Source organism: Exiguobacterium sp. H66, assembly GCF_018618705.1.
Lineage (GTDB): Bacteria > Bacillota > Bacilli > Exiguobacteriales > Exiguobacteriaceae > Exiguobacterium_A > Exiguobacterium_A oxidotolerans.
In genome coordinates this window covers 1-19,871 of record NZ_JACSMQ010000010.1, presented here as the reverse complement: position 1 = coordinate 19,871, position 19,871 = coordinate 1, and the positions used below count along the sequence as shown (strand labels likewise).

The 19,871-nt window shown below is 49.4% G+C and carries 14 protein-coding genes and 1 pseudogene; 10 read left to right on the top strand and 5 right to left on the bottom strand.

All coding sequences use genetic code 11. From position 1 onward, the window contains the following. Positions 1–34: 34 nt before the first annotated feature. Positions 35–2,872, bottom strand: a complete 2,838-nt coding sequence (locus tag KNP88_RS14130; protein ID WP_214894422.1) for a sensor domain-containing protein — start codon at positions 2,870–2,872, stop codon at positions 35–37. 208 nt (positions 2,873–3,080) lie between these two features. Here KNP88_RS14130 and KNP88_RS14125 point away from each other — a divergent pair, with 208 nt between their 5' ends. Next, positions 3,081–3,869, top strand: a complete 789-nt coding sequence (locus KNP88_RS14125; RefSeq protein ID WP_029331728.1) for a flagellar hook-basal body protein — start codon at positions 3,081–3,083, stop codon at positions 3,867–3,869. A gap of 15 nt (positions 3,870–3,884) precedes the next feature. Continuing rightward, the gene (locus tag KNP88_RS14120; RefSeq protein WP_159173323.1) at positions 3,885–4,667 is read left to right on the top strand and encodes a flagellar hook-basal body protein; all 783 of its coding nucleotides are present in this window, start codon (positions 3,885–3,887) and stop codon (positions 4,665–4,667) included. Positions 4,668–4,724: 57 nt separating this feature from the next. Here KNP88_RS14120 and KNP88_RS14115 read toward each other — a convergent pair whose 3' ends face one another. Both KNP88_RS14115 and KNP88_RS14110 read right to left on the bottom strand, forming a co-directional pair. Continuing rightward, positions 4,725–5,585 carry an NAD(P)-dependent oxidoreductase gene (locus KNP88_RS14115; protein WP_214894420.1) on the bottom strand — a complete coding sequence of 287 codons (861 nt, stop codon included), beginning with the start codon at positions 5,583–5,585 and terminating at the stop codon, positions 4,725–4,727. Positions 5,586–5,765: 180 nt separating this feature from the next. Then, a complete protein-coding gene (locus KNP88_RS14110; protein WP_214894418.1) occupies positions 5,766–8,312 on the bottom strand; it encodes an ATP-binding protein in 2,547 nt (848 codons plus the stop codon). A gap of 229 nt (positions 8,313–8,541) precedes the next feature. Between KNP88_RS14110 and KNP88_RS14105 the strand changes: the two genes are divergently transcribed. The 8 genes and pseudogenes from KNP88_RS14105 (at position 8,542) to tnpB (ending at position 17,791) form a co-directional block, all read left to right on the top strand. After that, positions 8,542–9,699 carry an AI-2E family transporter gene (locus KNP88_RS14105; protein WP_214846115.1) on the top strand — a complete coding sequence of 386 codons (1,158 nt, stop codon included), beginning with the start codon at positions 8,542–8,544 and terminating at the stop codon, positions 9,697–9,699. 73 nt (positions 9,700–9,772) lie between these two features. Then, entirely contained in the window at positions 9,773–10,096 is a 324-nt protein-coding gene (locus tag KNP88_RS14100; RefSeq protein ID WP_214894416.1) for a winged helix-turn-helix transcriptional regulator, read from the top strand. Positions 10,097–10,415: 319 nt separating this feature from the next. After that, the gene (locus tag KNP88_RS14095; RefSeq protein ID WP_214894414.1) at positions 10,416–12,452 is read left to right on the top strand and encodes an adhesive domain-containing protein; all 2,037 of its coding nucleotides are present in this window, start codon (positions 10,416–10,418) and stop codon (positions 12,450–12,452) included. Between the two features lie 83 nt (positions 12,453–12,535). Next, positions 12,536–14,182 (top strand): hypothetical protein, encoded by a 1,647-nt coding sequence (locus KNP88_RS14090; protein ID WP_214894412.1) that lies wholly within the window; start codon positions 12,536–12,538, stop codon positions 14,180–14,182. Then, positions 14,179–14,772 carry a class D sortase gene (locus tag KNP88_RS14085; RefSeq protein ID WP_214894411.1) on the top strand — a complete coding sequence of 198 codons (594 nt, stop codon included), beginning with the start codon at positions 14,179–14,181 and terminating at the stop codon, positions 14,770–14,772. Before KNP88_RS14090 ends, KNP88_RS14085 begins: the two co-directional genes overlap by 4 nt. A gap of 12 nt (positions 14,773–14,784) precedes the next feature. Continuing rightward, entirely contained in the window at positions 14,785–15,849 is a 1,065-nt protein-coding gene (locus KNP88_RS14080) for a YheC/YheD family protein (RefSeq protein WP_214894410.1), read from the top strand. A 14-nt stretch (positions 15,850–15,863) separates the two neighbouring features. After that, a complete protein-coding gene (locus KNP88_RS14075) occupies positions 15,864–16,454 on the top strand; it encodes a hypothetical protein (protein WP_214894409.1) in 591 nt (196 codons plus the stop codon). A 164-nt stretch (positions 16,455–16,618) separates the two neighbouring features. Then, positions 16,619–17,791, top strand: a pseudogene (gene tnpB / locus KNP88_RS14070) (IS200/IS605 family element RNA-guided endonuclease TnpB). A gap of 71 nt (positions 17,792–17,862) precedes the next feature. Here tnpB and KNP88_RS14065 read toward each other — a convergent pair. Continuing rightward, positions 17,863–18,795, bottom strand: coding sequence for a class F sortase (locus KNP88_RS14065; protein WP_214846103.1), 933 nt, complete (start codon positions 18,793–18,795; stop codon positions 17,863–17,865). 90 nt (positions 18,796–18,885) lie between these two features. Continuing rightward, the coding region (locus KNP88_RS14060; RefSeq protein WP_214894408.1) for a copper amine oxidase at positions 18,886–19,871 on the bottom strand (986 nt) is incomplete at its 5' end.

Here is a 19,871-nt window from a genome sequence, read left to right as displayed (position 1 = left end):
AACGCCTCTCCGGTCAGTACGGGAGGCGTTTTTTTCATGTCAACGAAAAGAAGTCATCGAGTTTTTGTTGCTCCGAGTGTTCGAGTGCCTTCATCAAAAGGATGGACTGGGCACGTACTTTATAGTCGGCAGAATAATGGAACAGTCCATTGTCGAGTTCCGTGATCGCAAGCGGTTCGATGATCGTCCGTGGATGATCGACATCCTTCAATCGTAATGACAGCTCGATTTGGTGATCGACGGGCAAGCGAATCGATGCATAAAAATGGACGGACCGGTTCGTACTCCGCGTGATGAGGATTGGCGAAGCACCGACATTGACGGCCTTGCCGTTCAGGCGGGTGATCGTGACCTGGGCATGGACGGACGGCAATTGTTGTTTCGGTGAGGCTTTCAAAGACTCAATCGGTGAAAGAACACCGAGACGCAATACGTTCACAAGTTCGGACGCACTGACGGGTCGGCTGAACAGGTAACCTTGGACGGCATGACACTCGAAATCGCGGAACAAATCGAGTTGATGGAGTGTTTCGACGCCCTCGGCGACGACGGTCAGTTCGAGTGCTTTTGCAAAGTAGATGATGGTTTTAAGAAGCGCCGGCGACTGATCCGCCTCCTCGAGTTGAGCGACGAACGAACGATCCAGCTTTAACGTCGTAATCGGATAGTCGCGCAGACAAGCTAAGGAAGTAGCACTGCTGCCGTAACGATCGAGTGTGAGGCGAATGCCGAGACGATGCAGGTGCGTAAGTGTCTCCTTGACGAACTCATTGTTCTCGAGCAGGACATTTTCAGGTAGCTCGAACTGCAGGAAGCGGGCCTGGATGTTATGGCGTTTCAAACACGTTTTGACGGTTTCGACGAAGTTGCCGTGCAACAGTCGCTTCGCCGACAGATTGATTGAAATCGGGACGACGGGGAAACCCGACGTACTCAAGTCCTGTAGCGTCCGGCAAACGGTCTCGAGGACCCAGTCGCCAATCGCCAGATAAAACCGTCCTTCTTCTGCGAGCGGAATGAAATCTTGAGGGGGAATCCGTCCCCACTCCGGATGATCCCAACGAATCAATGCCTCGAAGGCCAAGAGCTGCCCGCTCCAGATATCGACTTTCGGTTGATATTCGAGAAACAGTTCGTCCTGTCCGATCGCATACCGTAAACCTTGTTCGAGTTGGTGGCGGCGGTAAATTTCAAGGTCAAGCTGTGACGTATACAATTCATAGGCGGGACCTGTCTTAGCGCGGGCGCGGGTCAAGGCAGTATTCGCAGCCTGCAGGAGTTCGGCCGCTGAAGTCTTTTTGTCCTGACTGTGACTGATGCCGATGGCGAGTTCCGGAATCAGGGCATACGCCTCGATTGAGAAGCGTTGCGTCGCGAGTTCGAGCACATGGAGTGAACGTTTCTTCAACTGGAGCTCATCGAACGGTTGCTCGATTAAGGCGATGTAGTAATCGCCTTCGAGATGACCGCAATAGACGTTCGGCAAGCGTTCCGTCAACGCATCACGTGTATCAAGCAGCCAGCGTTGGCCAATCTCATATCCGAGTTGTGTATTGATTTTATGGAATTGATTGAAGTCGATCGCGAAGATGGAAAAAGGAAGCCCGTTTTCAAGCAAGTCCTCCATTTTTTCAAGCAGGGCAATCCGGTTCGGCAACCCCGTTGTCGCGTGATGCCGCGATAAGCGGAAGATATCCTCTTGTTGCTGCTTGACGAGCGTGATGTCCGTGACGACACCTTGATAGCCGGTGAAGACCTGAGTGTTCGAATCCTTTAAAGGAAGACGAATCTCTTCGAGCCAGCGCCATTCGTCCTCTAATTTCAGCCGGTAAGTCAGCCGGACGGTTTCTCCTTGTTGCAGTCCTTCCCGTGCAGCTTTTATCCGGTCCCGATCGTCCGGATGAAGCAGTTCTTTCCAGTAGGCGGGATCGAGTTCGAGCCGGCGCAAATGTTCCGGGTATTGCTGCAAAAAGCCGACGGCGAGGAACGTCAACGCCTGATCGGCTTCACTGTGTTGGTAAACGATTGTTTCGACAGTCGCTAAAAAATTCGTCAGTGAGTCCTGCGAATCGGCGGGAGGAGTCTCACGCGTCGTCGCAGTGTCATGAAACATCATGCTGATGCAGAGATGATCGTCAGTCCGTGACGATAAGGCATCACAGCGGACGACCCGTTGATACTGTTCCTGTTGATTCATCCGTAAAGTGAGGCTGACGTTGGACGGCGTCGTTAACTGTGCCACGTGTTCTTGAAAGAGGCTACGGTCGTCCGGATGAATCTCGCCGAGGAAGTCCGCTTCGTCCATCGACGCCAAGCGGTGGCTCGAAATCGACAAGAGTGACGTGAAGTTTTTCGAGAACGACCACTCGTCTGATGCCGGAAGATAATCGAGAAAGGCAATCGGTGTCGTCACTTCCGTCAACTGTTCTTGCTGGGCTAATCGAAGCAGTTGTTTTCGTAACGCGACATGTTGCGAAATGTCACGGGCGATTCCGTACAGACCGATGATGATGTGGTTTTGGTAGATCGGGATGTTCGTCACGGTCATTGTCAAGCGGCGCCCATCCTTATGACGGACTTCTGCTGTGAAATGAACGGTCTCCCCGTGCAGGGCACGCTGTTTAAAGGGGGCGATGCGCTCCGCTTCACTCGGACGAAGGAAGGACTGGATTGGTTGATTCGCGAGTGTCGTTCCTTCATAGCCGAGCAGGAAAGCGAGTTTTTGATTAAAGGAGACGATTTCTCCAGCTAAGTTCAAGGTGTAAACGGCATCGGGATGATTTTCTAAAAAGTAGGTCGGGTCTGTCAGTTCTTTAAAATCCAGTGATCCTTGCAGGGGCGCTTCTGAAAGTTTCTTTTTGAAGAACGGCATCTCGTCACCTCGATTAAAATGTCTATAGTTCATTATAGCAATTTTTGGGATTTTTTACTCCAGAATATTTCAATCAAGAGCTAGGACTTTCGGTTCAACTATTTTTCTCATTACCTTTTTTTGAAAAAAACTCATAATTCAACAGAACCTGACCGATATACTAAACATAAGAGAATTGAACATTAAGTCAATGAGGAGACAAAAACATATGTTACGAGGAATGTACACGGCGTCTGGTGCGATGCAGGCGTTACAGCGGCAACAAGAAATGTTAAGTAACAACCTGGCCAATGCGCGGACGCCTGGCTTCCGCGCCGATCAAGCATCGCTCCGGACGTTTCCGGAGATGATGATTCAACAATCAGGCGTCAATGAACGAACGGGAATTCAATCAAGAGGGACGGTCGGCACGCTCGCGACAGGTGTCTTCATGCAGGCAGCGACGCCGAACTTTGCCCTCGGTTCGATTACGGAAACGGGCAACGCGACGGATCTCCAAATCAGTTCACGGGACGGGTCCGCCCTCTTTACCGTCTTACATACGGATCCGCTGACAGGTGGGGAAGAGACGCTTTACACGACGAACGGTCAATTTGCCGTCGGGCAGGATGGTTTGCTCCGGACGACAGAAAATGATCTCGTCCTTGATGCAAACGGTCAGGCGCTGAACGTCGTCAATGAAGACTTCGTTGTCAGCGCAGACGGAGCGGTGACGGACGGAAACGGACAAGCAATCGGAAACCTTGGACTTGTCGTAACGGATCAACCGGAAACACTCGAGCGGACAGGCAACGGTTTATTCCGCTCTCCGGCAGCACTTGCCGCGGGAGACGTCAAAGTCGACCAAGGCGTGCTCGAACTCGGGAACGTCGAAATCGAGCAGACGATGGCTGAGATGAACAGTGGACTTCGTCAGTTCGAAGCCAATCAAAAAGTCATTCAAGCTTACGACCGGACGGCTGAAAAAGCTGTTTCTGAAATCGGTCGCGTTCGTTAATCGGAGGAGGAAGTCATGCAATCACTTTATACATCAGCCAGTACGATGGCTCAATTACAAAAACAACTCGATACGACGGGACATAATCTCGCGAATGCGAACACGAACGGCTACAAGCGTCGTGATGCACAGTTCAATGAGTTACTCGTCCGCAACATTAGCAACACACCGGGCGGCTTGGAAACAGGTCCTTTGACGACGCCGGTCGATCTTCGTCTTGGTGTCGGTGGGTATGTCGCGAACGAAGCGACACGTTTTACCGTCGGTGCTTTTCAAACGACCGGACGGAATTTGGATGCGGCACTCGGTAATCCGCATCACTTCTTTGGTGTCATCGATGCAGACGGTGTGACGAAATTCACGCGGGACGGCAACTTTGAGTTATCACCGCAAGGCAACGGACAGATGTTGTTGACGGATGATGCGGGACGCTCCGTCATCAATCAAGCGAACGATGCCATCACCTTACCGGAAAATGCGACGGCGATTGAGCTGAACAAAGATGGCAATATCACAGGTGTCCTCAACGGAGAACGTCGTGTCCTTGCCCGAATCGGTGTCGCGGATATTCCGAACCATGGCGAGTTGACGGATGTCGGCGGTGGACTCTATACGGCGACCGGGCAATATCAAAATGCTCAAGGGAACCCGTTGACGGTCGGGACGCTCGAGTCCTCGAACGTCGACATGGGGACGGAAATGACGAACTTGACGCAAATTCAACGCGCCTATCAGTTTAATTCGAAAGCTTTGATGACGACCGATCAGATGATGGGAATCGTCACATCACTCAAATAACGCATCTGCTAAAAGCCGCGCCTTCCAGAATTCGGAAGGCGCGGCTTTCTGATGGAGTCATTTTTTTAAGCTCAGGTAGACCGCTGCCATATCTAAATCGGCTTGGTCTCCCGTGTTCGCCTGTTCATACTGTTCATGTGCTGCTTCTGCCAGCGGTAAACGTAACGTGTACCGTTTCGCGGCGTCCGTGATCAACCCTAAATCCTTCGCCATCAACCGAAGCGGGAAAGCAGGAGGGAACTCTTCTGTTCGGTACATGTCCTGTTTGCCTTGGAAGAGTGGTGTATTCATGCCGGACAAGGAAATCATCTGGATGAGTTTTTCTTTGTCGAGCCCGGCCGCTTCTCCGAGCAGGAACGTTTCAGCAAGTCCTTCACCGACGATGCCGAGCAGGAGATTGATGGCAAGTTTTGCTGAGCTGCCTGTTCCGTGGTCACCGAAATGAATACTTTCTTTACTGAGAACATCGAGATACGGCCGGCATGTCGCAAGTGTCTGTTTGTCACCACCGACGAGCATGACGAGCTGGCCGGCTTCTGCGACACCGACTGAACCAGAGACGGGAGACTCGAGATAGGCGGCACCGGCGCGTTCGATAAGTTGCGCTGCCTGTGTTGATTCCTCGGACGAAATCGTACTCAAGTTGACGACGATTTTGTTCGTCAAGTCGCTTGCGAGCAGCCCGTCTGTTTCGTGAAGGACATGATCAATCGCTTTTCCGTCTGCGAGCATGATGAAGATGATGTCCGACTGTTCGACCAGTTCGCGTGGTGAGCGTAGCGACGTTGCCCCTTCCGCGACGAGCGGTGCTGTCTTACTTTCTGTTCGATTGTAGACGTATAATGGGTGTCCGGCACGGCGAAGACGTAACGCCATCGGGATACCCATATGACCTAATCCTATCCAACCAAGTTGCATCTGTCTGATTCCTCCTGTATGTGTAGAGTCGCTTTAGCTATTCCCTTTTAGAACCTTATGTTAAACGCGACGTAAGCGGTGTTCTTCTTACCGGCAGACCGTGTTTCACCCGCCCTTGACGGAACCTGAACATGAACAGGTCAAAAAACCCCCGCGTCTTAGTGGACACGGGGTAAAGACTCATTCAGTTTCGTACGTCAAGATGGTGGAAATGACAGCGACCGGAAAACGAATCGTAAAGGTCGAGCCGACACCGACGGTCGATTCAACATCAATCGTTCCGTTATGGTGTTTGACGATTTCCTTACAAATCGATAGACCGAGACCCGTTCCACCGATTTTGCGTGTCTCTGAGTTGTCGACCCGGTAAAACTTATCGAACAACTTCGACATCGCTTCTTGCGGGATGCCCATTCCTTCGTCGCGAATCTTGATTTCAGCGAAACCATCCTGGTGCTGGACTTCGATTGAAACCGTTCCGCCGTCAGGAGAATACTTGATAGCGTTACTGAGTAGGTTGTTTAAGAGCTGTTTAATCTTTTCGCTATCGGCGTCAATCATGATCGGTCCGTTACCTGCGAACACTAACGTATGTGTCGTATGCGAGGCACCATAGAAGTCGGTCACGTCATTTGCGAGTTCGACGATGTCGAACGTCGACATCTGATAACGTTGCTCACTCGATTCCATACGCTGGACGTCGAGGAAGTCGTTGACGAGGGTCGTCAGGCGACCTGTTTCCGAGTGAATCGTCTGCAAGTACTTTAGCTGACGCTCTTCTTCAAATGATTTATTGAGCATCAACTCCGTGAAACCGTAAATTGATGAGAGCGGAGTCCGAAGTTCGTGCGAGACGGTCGAGACGAACTCTTCTTTCATCCGGTCCGACTCCGTTTCTTTCGTGACATCCCGTAAGACGAGCATCGTTCCGACCCAAACGTTATTGATTTGAATCTTCTCGGCGTAAATTTGGATATAGGCACTGCGCGCGCGAATCGAGACGACGAGACTATCCTTCGGCAAGTTCTGCTCGACGATTTGTTCGATGTATTGTTCGAACGGTTCTGCTTCATCGATGATGGAAGACAAGGCGGACATCGCTTGACGGAAAGAGGAAAGATTACTTTCATCCTGATGTTCCGTCTGAATTTCCGGGAACAGCTTCATCAACGGTTCGTTGACGAGCAGTTCATCTGATTCATGTTCGATGTAGACGACGGCTTCCCGAATCGAGTTCAACAATTGTCCGGTTTTGTTCTTTTCATGAATCATTTTTTCGTAAATCCCCATCCGCATCAACGAAAGTGAGAGCTGGTGCGAGAAGGAAAGGATATCGCTCATCTGCTCCGGCGTGAAGGCGTCACGGTACCGGACGAGATAGATGCAGGCGATGATTTTTTCTTCGTTCGGATCAAGGATCGGCACGGCGACTTCATACATGTAGTACGGATACGGAAGCGGACTTTCGTGTGCGACCTGTTTAGACGAGTGCACCGGACGTTTTAAGACGCGCGCCCGGTGGAACAACGATTGATCTTCGTGGATCAGTTGTTCGACCATATCAGGGGTCATCCCGTATTCAATCGTCGAGCGGACATCGTGTTGATCGAGGAACAGCAAGGCTCCGATTTCCGAATGGGTGATTGAGACGAGCTTCTCGATGATTTCCGGATACGCCGTCAATGTTTCGCGGGATGCGAGCGTCTCCGTCAGTTCATTACGATATTTTAGATGTTGTTCGCTTTGCAGGGTGATTTCGAGTGCTTCTTCGAGTTCTTCCTGCTGCGCCTGCAACTCTTCCTGCTGCGCAACGAGTTCCTCTTGTTGTGCTTGCAACTCTTCATTCTTCGCCAGCATATGGACTTTATTATCCGCAATCGATGCTGCCATTTGATTGAAGGACGCGGTTAACGTGTGTAATTCATCGCGTCGTTTCGGTAAGGGAAGCTCTTTGACGTCTTCACCACTTGCGAGTTGTGCACTGTCCCGAGACAACGAATTAATTTGTTTCGTCACCCGGTTGATGAATGGGCGGACGAGTAAGACAAGAATGATGACGAGGACAAGCAGGTTTGACAGCCAAATGAACTGGGCGATGCGCATTTCATTAAGCAGGCTGGCCTTTGCTTCATCTTCTTCAGTCTGAATGAGGTTTAAATAGTTTGTCAGCAAGGCTTCGATTCCAGCCGTATCGGCTTCACCGTCAATTTGACTGTTTGAGCCTTTTAGCGTTCCGTCAGAATTGAATAATTCGCTCCCGTTCGAAAGCGAAGCGAGCGTTTTCGGATCAACGAACTGCTCGTCGACCGAGCCTTCCTGTTTTTGTTCCACGTATTGACGTAACAAGGGGACGGCAGTACCGAAATAATCGTCATATACGTTTCGTGTCGCAGTTGCGTATTGATCGCCTTGCGTATAGATGGCGTTTTGCTCGAACCAGGTCGTCAAGCGGTTGATTTCATCTTGGTTTGTTTTGACGGCATTGAGCATCGCCGGTGTTCCGAACAAGAGGTATGATTTTACATTGCTCTGTGCAGCGGACCATTCGTATGCCAACGCGTTCGCATTCGTTCTTCGTTCACGTAAGTCATCGAATGTCGCATCGGTTTGACTGATTTTTTGTTCAGTATACGTATAGACGATAGCGGATGTGATGCTGAGTGCGATAAAGACTGCATAAAAAGCAAACATCAATTGTCGACCAATCTTTTGATTAATCCATTTCACGTTCGAATCCTCCATATTCTTTTGTATATGTACGTAAATGTGTGAAGACATATGTAGATTTTACTCTGCTTGTTAGCAGTCATCAAATTTTAACACGCAAAGATGTAAAATAAATATTATATTTAGATGACGGTCCAGCTTATTTTTTGGCAGGAGGATTAGAAGCAGCCGGATAAAGGAAAACTAACTGAGTGAAAGCTATCATTATTACGTATAGGGAAGTGACAGAATGCAAAAAATGTTTGAAAACAAGTGGTATCGTGGCGCATGGTGGGTCATGACGCTGCTCGTCATCGTCTGGGTCGGCAATCACGTGACCTTTTTATTTCGTCCACTCGCCATACTCGGGCAAATGGTCGTCCCGCCGCTCGCAATCGCCGGGATTCTCTATTACGTCCTTTTGCCGATCGTCGAGATGCTTGAGAAGAAGATGAGTCGGCGTCCCGCAGTGATGGTCGTCTTGTTCGGATTGATTGGAATCATGACGGCGCTTGGATTTATCTTTGGTCCGTCCTTATCGAAACAAATCAGTGAGTTCGTCAATTCGATTCCGAACCTCGCGACGGAATTTCAGCGTCAACTCGTCGAAGTCCGGAGTCAGCTTGAAAACAGCAGTATTTTTTCTCGCTTCGTCGGGGGACCGGACGACTTGTTCGATAAATTCTCGACGAATCTCTCCGAGTACGCGTCATCCTTCTTAAAAAATGTCGGGGCAGGGGTCGGCGGGTTTGTCAGCTTAATCACGACGACCGTCATCACGATCATCATCATTCCGATCATGTTGATTTATATGTTGTTAGACGGTCATAAGCTAAAAGGCAATCTGGTTAACATGATGCCGTTTGAATTTCATAAAGAAACGAAGAAAATTTTAGAAGATGTCCATGAAACGATCATGAGCTATATCCGGGGACAGGTCATCGTCAGTATCGGTGTCGGCATCATCGCCTATATCGGATACCTCTTCATCGGCATCGACTATGCGATTTTGTTAGCGATGTTTGCGACATTGACGAACATCATTCCGTTTCTCGGACCAGTCATCGGTGTCATACCGGCCTTGATCGTCGGGTTTATCCAGGATCCGATTCTTGCAATCTATGCCATCATTGTCATGACGGTCGCGCAACAAATCGATTCGCACATCATGTCACCGCTCGTTCAAGGAAGAACGCTTGATGTTCACCCGTTGACGATCATCATCGTCCTGCTTGTCGCAGGGAACATCGCCGGCTTCTTCGGCGTCCTACTCGGGGTTCCGTTTTATGCCGTCATGAAAGTCATCATTCTTAATTTGCAACGGCTCTACCATCTCCGGACACAAAAGAAGATGGTCATCACAGATGAGGAAAAGACGTTTGATACCATCATCACAAAAAAAGAATGACTTTTTGAATTATTAACGTCGTTCCTTCATAATAAAGAAGCAGTCTGATGTGTTAGGAAAGGGGTAGTGACAGATGGATCAACGTCAAACAGAAGAACAAGCCGATTTATTAGCCCTGCAAAAATTTCAGCATAATTTCGAGAACAGCTTAAAGTCGAGCGTCATCTACATTTTACGGGATGGGGCGCTGACGATTGGTGAGATTGAACAGCGAATCGATCAGTCACATGGTCAGATTTTAGAGCAACTTCAAGAGTTGATTGAAGATGGACTCGTGACTCAGCAAATGTCAGAAAAAGTCGACGGATTGGCGTACTTTTTGACCGCACCGGCCGAAGATCTCGTTCGACAGTTTAAAGAGTCGATTAAGTGGAGTAAGCAACATATTACCTATTAAATCATCAGGACCTTTCCGGGCAATTCGCTCGGGGAGGTCCTTTTTTTGTTTTGACTACATTATAGGAGAATAAACACCCTAAAAATGAATATGGGTGTTTATGGTTTATTAAGTAATGAAATAAAATTACAATATATATTAAATGAAAGAAAATAAAAATGAGTTTAAGTTATATTTTAAGGTGAAAATTAACATTAAATATACTAGATAATGGACATTATCATCATATTATAATTGTAAAAAAATGTATTTTTTATTGGTGAAACCCTGCATAATAATGGGTGTAAGGTTATTTTTCTCAAAGAAAAGGAGTGTTCAAATGAACAAGAAAACGCCTGATTTCCGAAAGAAGATGAACCGACACCACAGAAACCACACCAAGCGCTTGATCAAACTACTCACAGCTTCCTCACTGGCATTATCCCCAATTTCATTTACTTACACCAAGACAGAAGCAGCTGAAAAAAAGTTTCAGCCAAAACAGCAGCAATTTGCCTCATCCATTAAAAATTCATTAGCACTTGCTCCAGTAAATCGAGTGAGTCTAGCGGATGTACAATTATTGACAGATGTACAAGTCCGAGCGAATTTAACAGAACAATTAGATAATTATAATTTGGCCCTTGGTTTAACGGGCCGAGGATTGGCCGATGCAGAAATTTTGTCGCCAGAACGTGTCGCCGTCTTTAATATTCCGGATCTCGCGGGCAAAATGACGGCGAACGGTAATGCCGATGTAAGCGTAGAACTATTGCCAATCACACTGGAAGACTTGCCGACGCTCAAAGGTCAACTTGATCCTTTAACAACGGATGTTAACACCCTTGTTGGAGCGTTAATCAGCGGAATCGCAGATATTCAAGCCATACCAATTGTTGGAGCAGCGCTTCGAGTAGAAGGGCTTGAAGAATTAGAAGATGCTTTAGACGGTTTAAATAATCTGGATGTAGCACTATCGAATTTGCTGGATTATAACGGTCAAGTACCCGTGACAATTAATCCGGACGGAACGATTGTCGTCGATTTTAGCGACGGGTTAGGACAACACCTTGAAACTGCTGTTACGCAAGTTATTCAACAAGTTCTGAATGATTTAATCACGGCAATTACCAACCTAGAATTAAGTGGTGTTGTAGGCAGCTTGATTGATCCAATCTTAAATCCGGTCCAAGCACTTTTACCATCCGTCAATGACTTGTTAGATGCAGTCACGAACGATACGGTCAACTTATCGAATGAACTAGCCGGCGTTCAGGTTCTTGGACCGACGACGGTCGACTTAAATGTGCTCGTCGACAAGCCAGCGGGTGTTGATGGTGAAATTGTCGTTACGGGATCAGCCGTCAGTACTACAGCGATTGATGCTGAGTTATTAAGTGATTTAGATGGTCAAACGACGATTGTGTTTGATGAAGAAGGCGATGCGGACGCTGACGCCGATGCCGATGCGGATGCGGATGCTGACGCGGATGCCGATGCGGACGCTGATGCGGATGCCGACGCGGATGCCGATGCTGACGCGGACGCTGATGCCGATGCGGATGCTGATGCGGACGCTGATGCGGATGCGGATGCTGACGCGGATGCCGATGCGGATGCGGATGCGGACGCGGATGCCGATGCGGATGCGGATGCTGATGCTGACGCGGATGCTGACGCCGATGCGGACGCTGACGCCGATGCGGACGCTGATGCGGATGCGGATGCCGATGCTGACGCCGATGCTGACGCCGATGCTGATGCTGACGCTGATGCTGACGCTGATGCTGATGCCGATGCGGATGCTGATGCGGATGCCGACGCGGATGCTGATGCGGATGCGGATGCGGATGCCGACGCTGACGCCGATGCGGACGCGGACGCTGATGCGGATGCCGATGCGGACGCTGACGCTGACGCTGACGCCGATGCGGATGCCGACGCGGATGCCGATGCGGATGCCGATGCCGATGCGGATGCTGACGCCGATGCGGATGCTGACGCTGATGCGGATGCTGACGCCGATGCGGATGCTGACGCCGATGCCGATGCGGATGCGGATGCCGATGCGGACAAGGATAACGATAATGACAAAGACAACGATCACGGTACAGTCGTCCCGGTTCCAGTCATCAATAAACCGATGCCGCCTAAGCATCCAGGTGTTGTGACGAAGCCGACCGTTCCGACACATACGACAGTTGTTCCGAAAAACCGACCGATTCTATCGACACCAATCAGTAAACCGGTCACTCGAACCGTAGCAAGTAAGCTTCCGAACACATCAGAAAATCTTTTCCTTGTTTCAATGATGGGTATGTTGGCGGTAGTAACCGGATTGTTTGCAAAACTATTCCGTCGCCGTCCCCAGCAATAAGCAGACCGATTAAATAACAGTCATTGTAGCGGAGGGGAAACTCTCTGCTACAATTTTCATTATTTTTGAAGGAGTGACTTCGGATGGAATTGATGGAACGGATAGAACGAATCGAAGAACAAGTTTTTGCGCTAATGAAAGAAGATCAGGCAACTTACTTTTTAAATCAACGCCTCACCGTCTTTCTATCAGTCGGGACGAAGAAACGCCGCGCACGGGTCCATACATTTCGTGGGAAACGAATGGCGAGTATCTTTCAAAAAATCAAAAACTTCTTACTTGAACATCCCGTCGACTACGACTGGATTAAAGTAGATGTTGCAAAGAATTTTCATTTTTGTTCGTTCGCAGAATTAAACGATCAACTTCGTGCAACACGTAAGAATTATTTTCGAAAAGGCATCGCTTTTGATGCTCGCTTCACGTGTGCCTTTTTAGAAGAAGAACTAAATGGAAATGCGATGTTGACGCCGGATAAGGACACGCCGGAACTCCGGGTGAATTTGAAGAACATGACACGATATGTTGAACAGCAGCGTCGAAAAATACCACGCTTGGTTTTCACAGACCAGACAAACTGTATCTTGTTTGAGACGACGAGCGTCTTCAGTGAAGAAGAACCGATCGTCATCGAAATGACAGGGACAGTGGAAAAAATCAGAGTCTCTCCACGCACCACTCCCTTTGAAATCAAAACGGTCGTCACGCAAGCGAGTGATTACTTAGCTCGCCAAGTTCAGGCGGATGGCCGCTTCATATATGGTTACTTTTCATGTTTTGACAAAACGATTCAATTTTACAACAGCTTACGGCATGCGAGTACACTTTACTCGATGATTGAAGCGTATGCAGTCCGACCGGACGTGACACTTCAACACGCAATCGATCGCGCGAAAAACTATCTCATCGAGCACTTGATCGTTCAACCGAACGAATCGGCCTATGTCGTCGATTGGGAGCAGGATGCGGAAATTAAGCTCGGGGCCAATGCTGCGGCCATCTTAGCGTTGACGAAATACATGACGACGTTCAAGTCGCGTCGCGAACTCGCGTTGTGCCGCGCCCTTGCGAACGGAATGTTAGGGTTGCAGCAGCCGGCAGGCAACTTCAACCATGTGTTATCGTATCCGTCGCTTGCACTGAAAGAGGCGTTTCGGATTATCTATTACGAAGGTGAAGCGACGTTTGCGCTGCTTCGTCTATACGAACTCGATCGACAAGAACGTTGGTTGACGAGTGTGACGCAAGCGTTCAACTACTTTATCGCGCACGATTACTGGAAGCAGCATGACCACTGGCTCAGCTACAGCGTCAATGAATTGACGAAGTATGTCCCGGATGAACGGTACTATCGGTTCGGACTTCAAAATGTCGAACAAAAGCTTGATTTCATTCATCACCGCGAGACGACGTATCCGACGTTTCTTGAGTTGATGCTGGCGGCCCGCGAGATGATCGGCCGGATGCAAGCGGACGGGCAGACGGACTTATTGAAGACGTTTCCGCTCGACTGGCTCGAAGCGACGATTGAACGCCGGATGCAGTACCAATTGACTGGTTTTTACTACCCGGAAGTCGCGATGTATATGAAAGTACCGGAGCGCATACTCGGTAGTTTCTACATCCGTCACCACTCCTTCCGTGTCCGGATTGATGATGTCGAGCATAATATCTCCGGGTACTGTCGTGCACTCGAACAAATCCGTCAGGAGGAGGTCGTAAAACGATGAGACGACACGTCTCGACACTCTTGCTCGTCATCGGTGTTCTCTTGTTAGGTTACGTCGGCTATCAGAAATTCACGATTGATCGAACGTTGTCCACCGAACTGGAAAAGGCGAAAGCCGTTGTCGTGGAGGCGGAGGAACAGAAGAAGACGGCTGAACCAGAGGCAACGGACACGGAGGCGGTGCCGGTCACGTTTAAAGAAGGCGAGACACTTGGTTTCTTAAGCATTAAATCGCTCGACATGGAATTACCGCTCCTCGAAGGGGTAACGGACAAAACGCTTGCGAAAGGCGTCGGGCACCACCCGGAAACGGCTTTTCCTGGACAGGGTGACCGAATCTTCATCGCAGGGCATAACGATACGACGTTTTCAAAAATCAGTGAGCTCGAACCGGGTGATGAGGTCGAACTCTATTTGGCGGATGGATCATACCGCTATGTCATGCGGTCGAGTGAAATCGTCGACGATGAAGATACACGCGTCTTGGCAGCGACAGGAACGGAGTCGCTCGTCATCTCGACCTGTTACCCGTTTTATAACATTGCGAACAGTACGGAACGCTATTTGATTTTCTTAGAACCGATTGAGTAGGGGGAGACGGACATGACAAGAATCGGCATATTACGCTTGAACGATAAACCACAATTTCGTGATAAGATCGCCTGCGTCGTCGCAGCATCGATGGGGATTGAAGCGTTTTTCTTCCGGCCGCAAGATATCGACTTTGAGAAGCGGATGATTCGGGGGATGCACTTTTTGGATGACCGCTGGCATAATGGCTTGTGCGAATTTCCGGATGTCGTCTACAATCACCTGCCGTTGACGGACGAGCAAAAAGACATCTTTTCGCGCTTGGCCGACGAGATTCCGTTTACGACACACCGGATCGGCAACAAAAACGTCGTCCTGAAAAAACTTGCGGCTGACGGAACGTTCAAACAGTATTTGATTCCGATGCACCGGATCCGTGCGGGGAAGGATTTGATCGCTCTACTGGAACGGTACGGGAAAATCATTTTCAAACCGGCTAACGGCAAGCAGGGGCAACGAATTTATACGATTGAACAGGTCGGTCCGGATCAGTATATGTTCGATTATCTTTTACAAAGTGACACCTGTTCGACAGGACAATTGATTGACCGTATCGAAGAAGAGATTCAACGGAACCCGATGATTGTCCAACCGTTCATCGCTTCGGAAACCATCCACGGACATTCCTATTGTATGCGGATCCATGTCGCAAAAGGGGCGAATGGAACGTGGAAGCTCGTCAAGTTCTTTCCTTTCGTCAGTAACAACAAGCAAGAGTCCGTTAGTCACTTGAGTCACGGTGCCTTTTCGACGACGCGGATGGATATCTTCATGAAGCAAAACTATCCGGAGCAACACGAAGAAATCTCCCGGCAGATTGTGTTGTTCGCCCGTCGCTTCCCGGCATATTTCGAGTCGTTTTATGACTACCCGCTCGATGCGCTCGGCATCGACGTCGGGATTGGAGCGGACGGAAAGATTTATCTGTATGAAGTAAACAGTCTGCCGGGGACGCGTTACGTTGAATTCCAGGCAGAATATTTAGCGATTCAGTACTGCGATTTTTTAGCGAAGCAACCGTACACCGCCAGCAATGGATTGAAGGCGGGCTGGATGAAACAGCGGGTGCGCGCTTAGAGAAGAGGTGACGTGTGAAGACGTTCTTGTTTTATCTGATGACGGCGGCGCTAGTCCTCATCATCCTTGCGAAATTCATGGTTCCGTTGCTCGGTTTTTTCGAGGCGGACGAACCGAAGCCACAGACGGACCGGACGAGCCTGCGTCTTACGGAAGCCCAGCTAAAACAATTTGATCGGGAAGACCGGATTGGCGTCAGTTACGAGATGGCCGGACTCTCGCTCAAGACGCTTGCCGTCAAGCGGATGGACGCGACCCGTCAAACACCGCTCTTACTTGTAAACGTTCAAAAAGAAAAAGTCCTACAGGTCAGTGGTGAGGCGAATCGCCTGCTCGCGATTACCGTCAAAATCAAAAATCAATCCGCCGATTCGATTGAGATCGCCCCGAAGCTCGGGGAATACGAAACGGATGGGCGGATTGTGACGATTGCCGATCAGTTTAACGCATTAAATGGAACGTATCAGAGTGGGGAAGAACGAATCGGAATCGTCTTCATCCCGACGACGGAAACGAAAATCAGACCGGGTCGGCTCAATCTGTTTTATACGACGGCTTCCGGTGACAAACAATTACGGATTGCCCTGAACGAAAGGGCAGACTAAAAAGATCTTACGCTCGATTTGAACGTAAGATCTTTTTGTTGTGTTTATCAAAATCAGGCGAGAATACGCCCACTTCTAAACGATCAGGGTGAAGCCCTAGTGAAAGTGGGAGATGAATCGCCAACCTCTCTTTCGGGTATATCCTTTGTAAGGAGGTGAACATCATGTTGACTCACAAGGCCTACAAATTCAGAATCTACCCGACAAAAGAGCAGTAAATTTTGATCGCGAAGACGATTGGTTGTTCGCGCTTCGTCTTCAACCATTTCTTGGCGAAGTGGGATGAGACGTATAAAGCGACAGGTAAAGGACTGTCCTACGGGTCTTGTTCGAAAGAACTCCCGTCGTTGAAGCAGGCGTTCGACTGGCTGAAGGAAGTCGATAGCACGTCTGTTCAAACGAGCGTCAAGCATCTTGCTGATGCCTTTGACCGCTTCTTCAAGAAGCAGAACGAACGACCCCGCTTCAAGTCGAAGTGCAACCCTGTTCAATCGTATAAGACGAACATTCAAGGTAAGTCTCAACTTCCAGAAGTCTCGATCGTCGGCGCCAAGATCAAAATTCCAAAGCTGAAGTGGGTGCGTTTCGCCAACTCGAGGCAGGTCGTAGGACGCATCTTGAACGCGACCATCCGGCGGAACGCTTCAGGAAAATACTTCGTCTCCCTGCTCGTCGAGCAGGAGAGCAACGAAATGCCGAAGACGGGCTCATCCGTCGGCGTCGATGTCGGATTGAAGCACTTCGCCGTCCTGTCGGACGGCACGGTATACAAGAACGACCGTTACTTCCGTTCGCTTGAGAAAAAGCTGGCGCGCGAGCAACGCAAACTCTCTCGTCGTCAACGGTTGGCCTTGGACAAGAAAGTAACACTTTCCGAGGCGAAGAACTATCAGAAGCAGAAGCGGAAGGTTGCCCGCATCCACGAGAAGATCGCGAACAAGCGAACCGATTTCCTGCACAAGGTATCGACCGAGATCGTCAAAAACCACGACGTCATCGGCATCGAGACCTTGCAGGTGAAGAACATGCAGAAGAATCGCAAGTTGAGCAAGTCCATCTCTGAGGTCAGTTGGTCGGAGTTCTTCCGCATGCTCGGATACAAGGCGGCATGGTACGGAAAGACCGTCGTGAAAGTCGGCAAGACCTTCGCCTCTAGTCAACTTTGTTCCAGTTGCGGACATCAACACAAAGACGTGAAACATCTTGGCTTGCGTGAATGGACATGCCCGAGTTGCGGCATCCACCACGACCGTGATGTGAACGCAGGACTGAACCTCAAACAAGAAGCTGAACGCATCCTAGCTTCTTCAACCGTCGGGACGACGGGGTTAGCCTGATCAGGTTTCGACCGTTAGGTCGGATAACTCAGGAATCCTCTACCTCTAAGCGAAGTGTAGGTGGAGGTAGTTCAATTTTGAGTGACACTAAACGCTTCTGGTGACTCGATGCCTGCTTTATTGACGGCCGTAATGATGAAGCGACCTGTCGCATCTTCCGGAAGCGGGAACGCTTTCCGTTCAATCGATTCCGTTGAACCGAGTTTTTTCCGTTTTCCATCTTGTTCTTGATAGATGTTATACGTCACGACTTCATCGTCTTTTGAAGCATACCAGTTCACGAAACCACCACTGATGCGGACGTTGGTGGCTGGTTTTGGTGGTGTGTTGACGGGATCGGATGCTTTCTCATCAAGCTCGGTGAACACGACGAGACGGTTGTCATACGTCCCTGCATTTTGGTCGTACGTACCGATACACGTAATTAAGTTCAAGTTACGGGTGTCGGCAGCACCGAAGATTTTTTCGAGTGGGGCATCGAGATGGTCGTACTCGACGAGTTTTTTGACGCGGAAGACCAGCAGGCGTCCAGACTCATCTTTGATTTTAATGGCGTCACCTTTTTTTAGTTCATGCAGCTTGTAGAAGACGGCAGGACCAGTTTTCGTATCCGTATGTCCGTCGATGACGGCATTTCCGACGTCCCCTGGTCGTGGTCCAAATTTATACCACCCGACTTGTTGTTCATTTTTCGGAGTCCCCATCGCTCCTTTTTTATCGAGACCGACCTGTTCGATGTTCGTTTTGACGTCGAGGGCGTCGATCGTCAATGTCTTCGGAAGTTCGACTTCATTGGTCGAGAGGGTCTTAAATTCTTTTTTGAAGATTTCAGATGGTTTGAGTGGATCCTCCTTTGTCTCGGAAGAAGCCGCGGATTGTGATTCAGCCGTACCTTGCGTGATGTTCGTTTCTGTGTCGTTCGTGTTTCCGAATAATAAGAAGATCAATGTACCGACTGAAGCGAGCATCAGGACGATACTGATCGGGAATAACCATTTTTTCAAAACACGTCACTCCTTTCCGAGAGGGAGACCTCTCTATGTAAGAAAAAGGATAGTGCCGAGGGCGCTATCCTTTTTAGTATACCCGATTTCTTATGCGTTTTGACGTTTGCGTGCCACGACGATTCCAGCTGCACCGAGTGCAAGACCGAAGAGTGCAAGTGCACCTGTTGTTGCGTTGTTGCTTGTGTCGCTCATGCCGCCGTTACCTGTGTTCGGCATTGAACCTGGTGTACCGTCCATGAATTTCTCAGGAGATTGCATGACGATCGCGTTACCGAGGTTTTCACCGACACCGTACATGTAAGCATATGACTCGCGGAACGTATCGACTGATCCTTTGTAGTCGCCTTCCGTGTACTGCATGAACGTGTCTTGGATATATGTTTCATGGCCAGCGACCGCTTCAGTTGCTGCTTTCGTCGGAAGGTTTTCTTCCGTTGCTGCTCCGAGGAACGCACCGAAGTCGTTCGTGAACATTTTGAGCATGTCTTGTGCGTCACCCATCATTTTTTTATCATCGTTGATGGCTGCTGTGACGAGATTTGCTTGTGCTTCGATGTGGTTTTTCGTCCAGACTTGCTCGAACTGATCCGCACCGGCTTGACCGTAGATCGATTTGATCGCGGCTTTGAAGTCAGCTGTGTGCATGTCTTCCGCCCAGTTTGCAGCATCGTAGTCTTTCGCTTGATCGACGCCTGCCGTCATGCTGAGGTTCGCAAGAGCGACGTGTTCAGCAGCAAGGCTGTTGAGTGTTGACCGGAGGTCAGCCGCTTTCGTATCAGCTTTCGAGTTATCGAATTTCTCAGGCATCTGTGTTGTGATGGCGACTGAGAGTGCTTTCGAGATGTCATACATGCGGCTGTATCCTTCACGGAACGTGTTGTACGATCCTTCGTAGTCGCCTGCTGCATACTCTTGGAATGTTTTATAGACGTCCGCTTCGTGAGCACGAAGGACTTCTTCAGCTGTTTCCTTCGGAAGTTCGCCTTCTGTCGCAGCGTCGAGGAATGTCGAGAGATCCTGGACGAATTCTTCTGTCTCGGCTTTCGAAGCGTTGATGCCTTCCTGGTCATCCG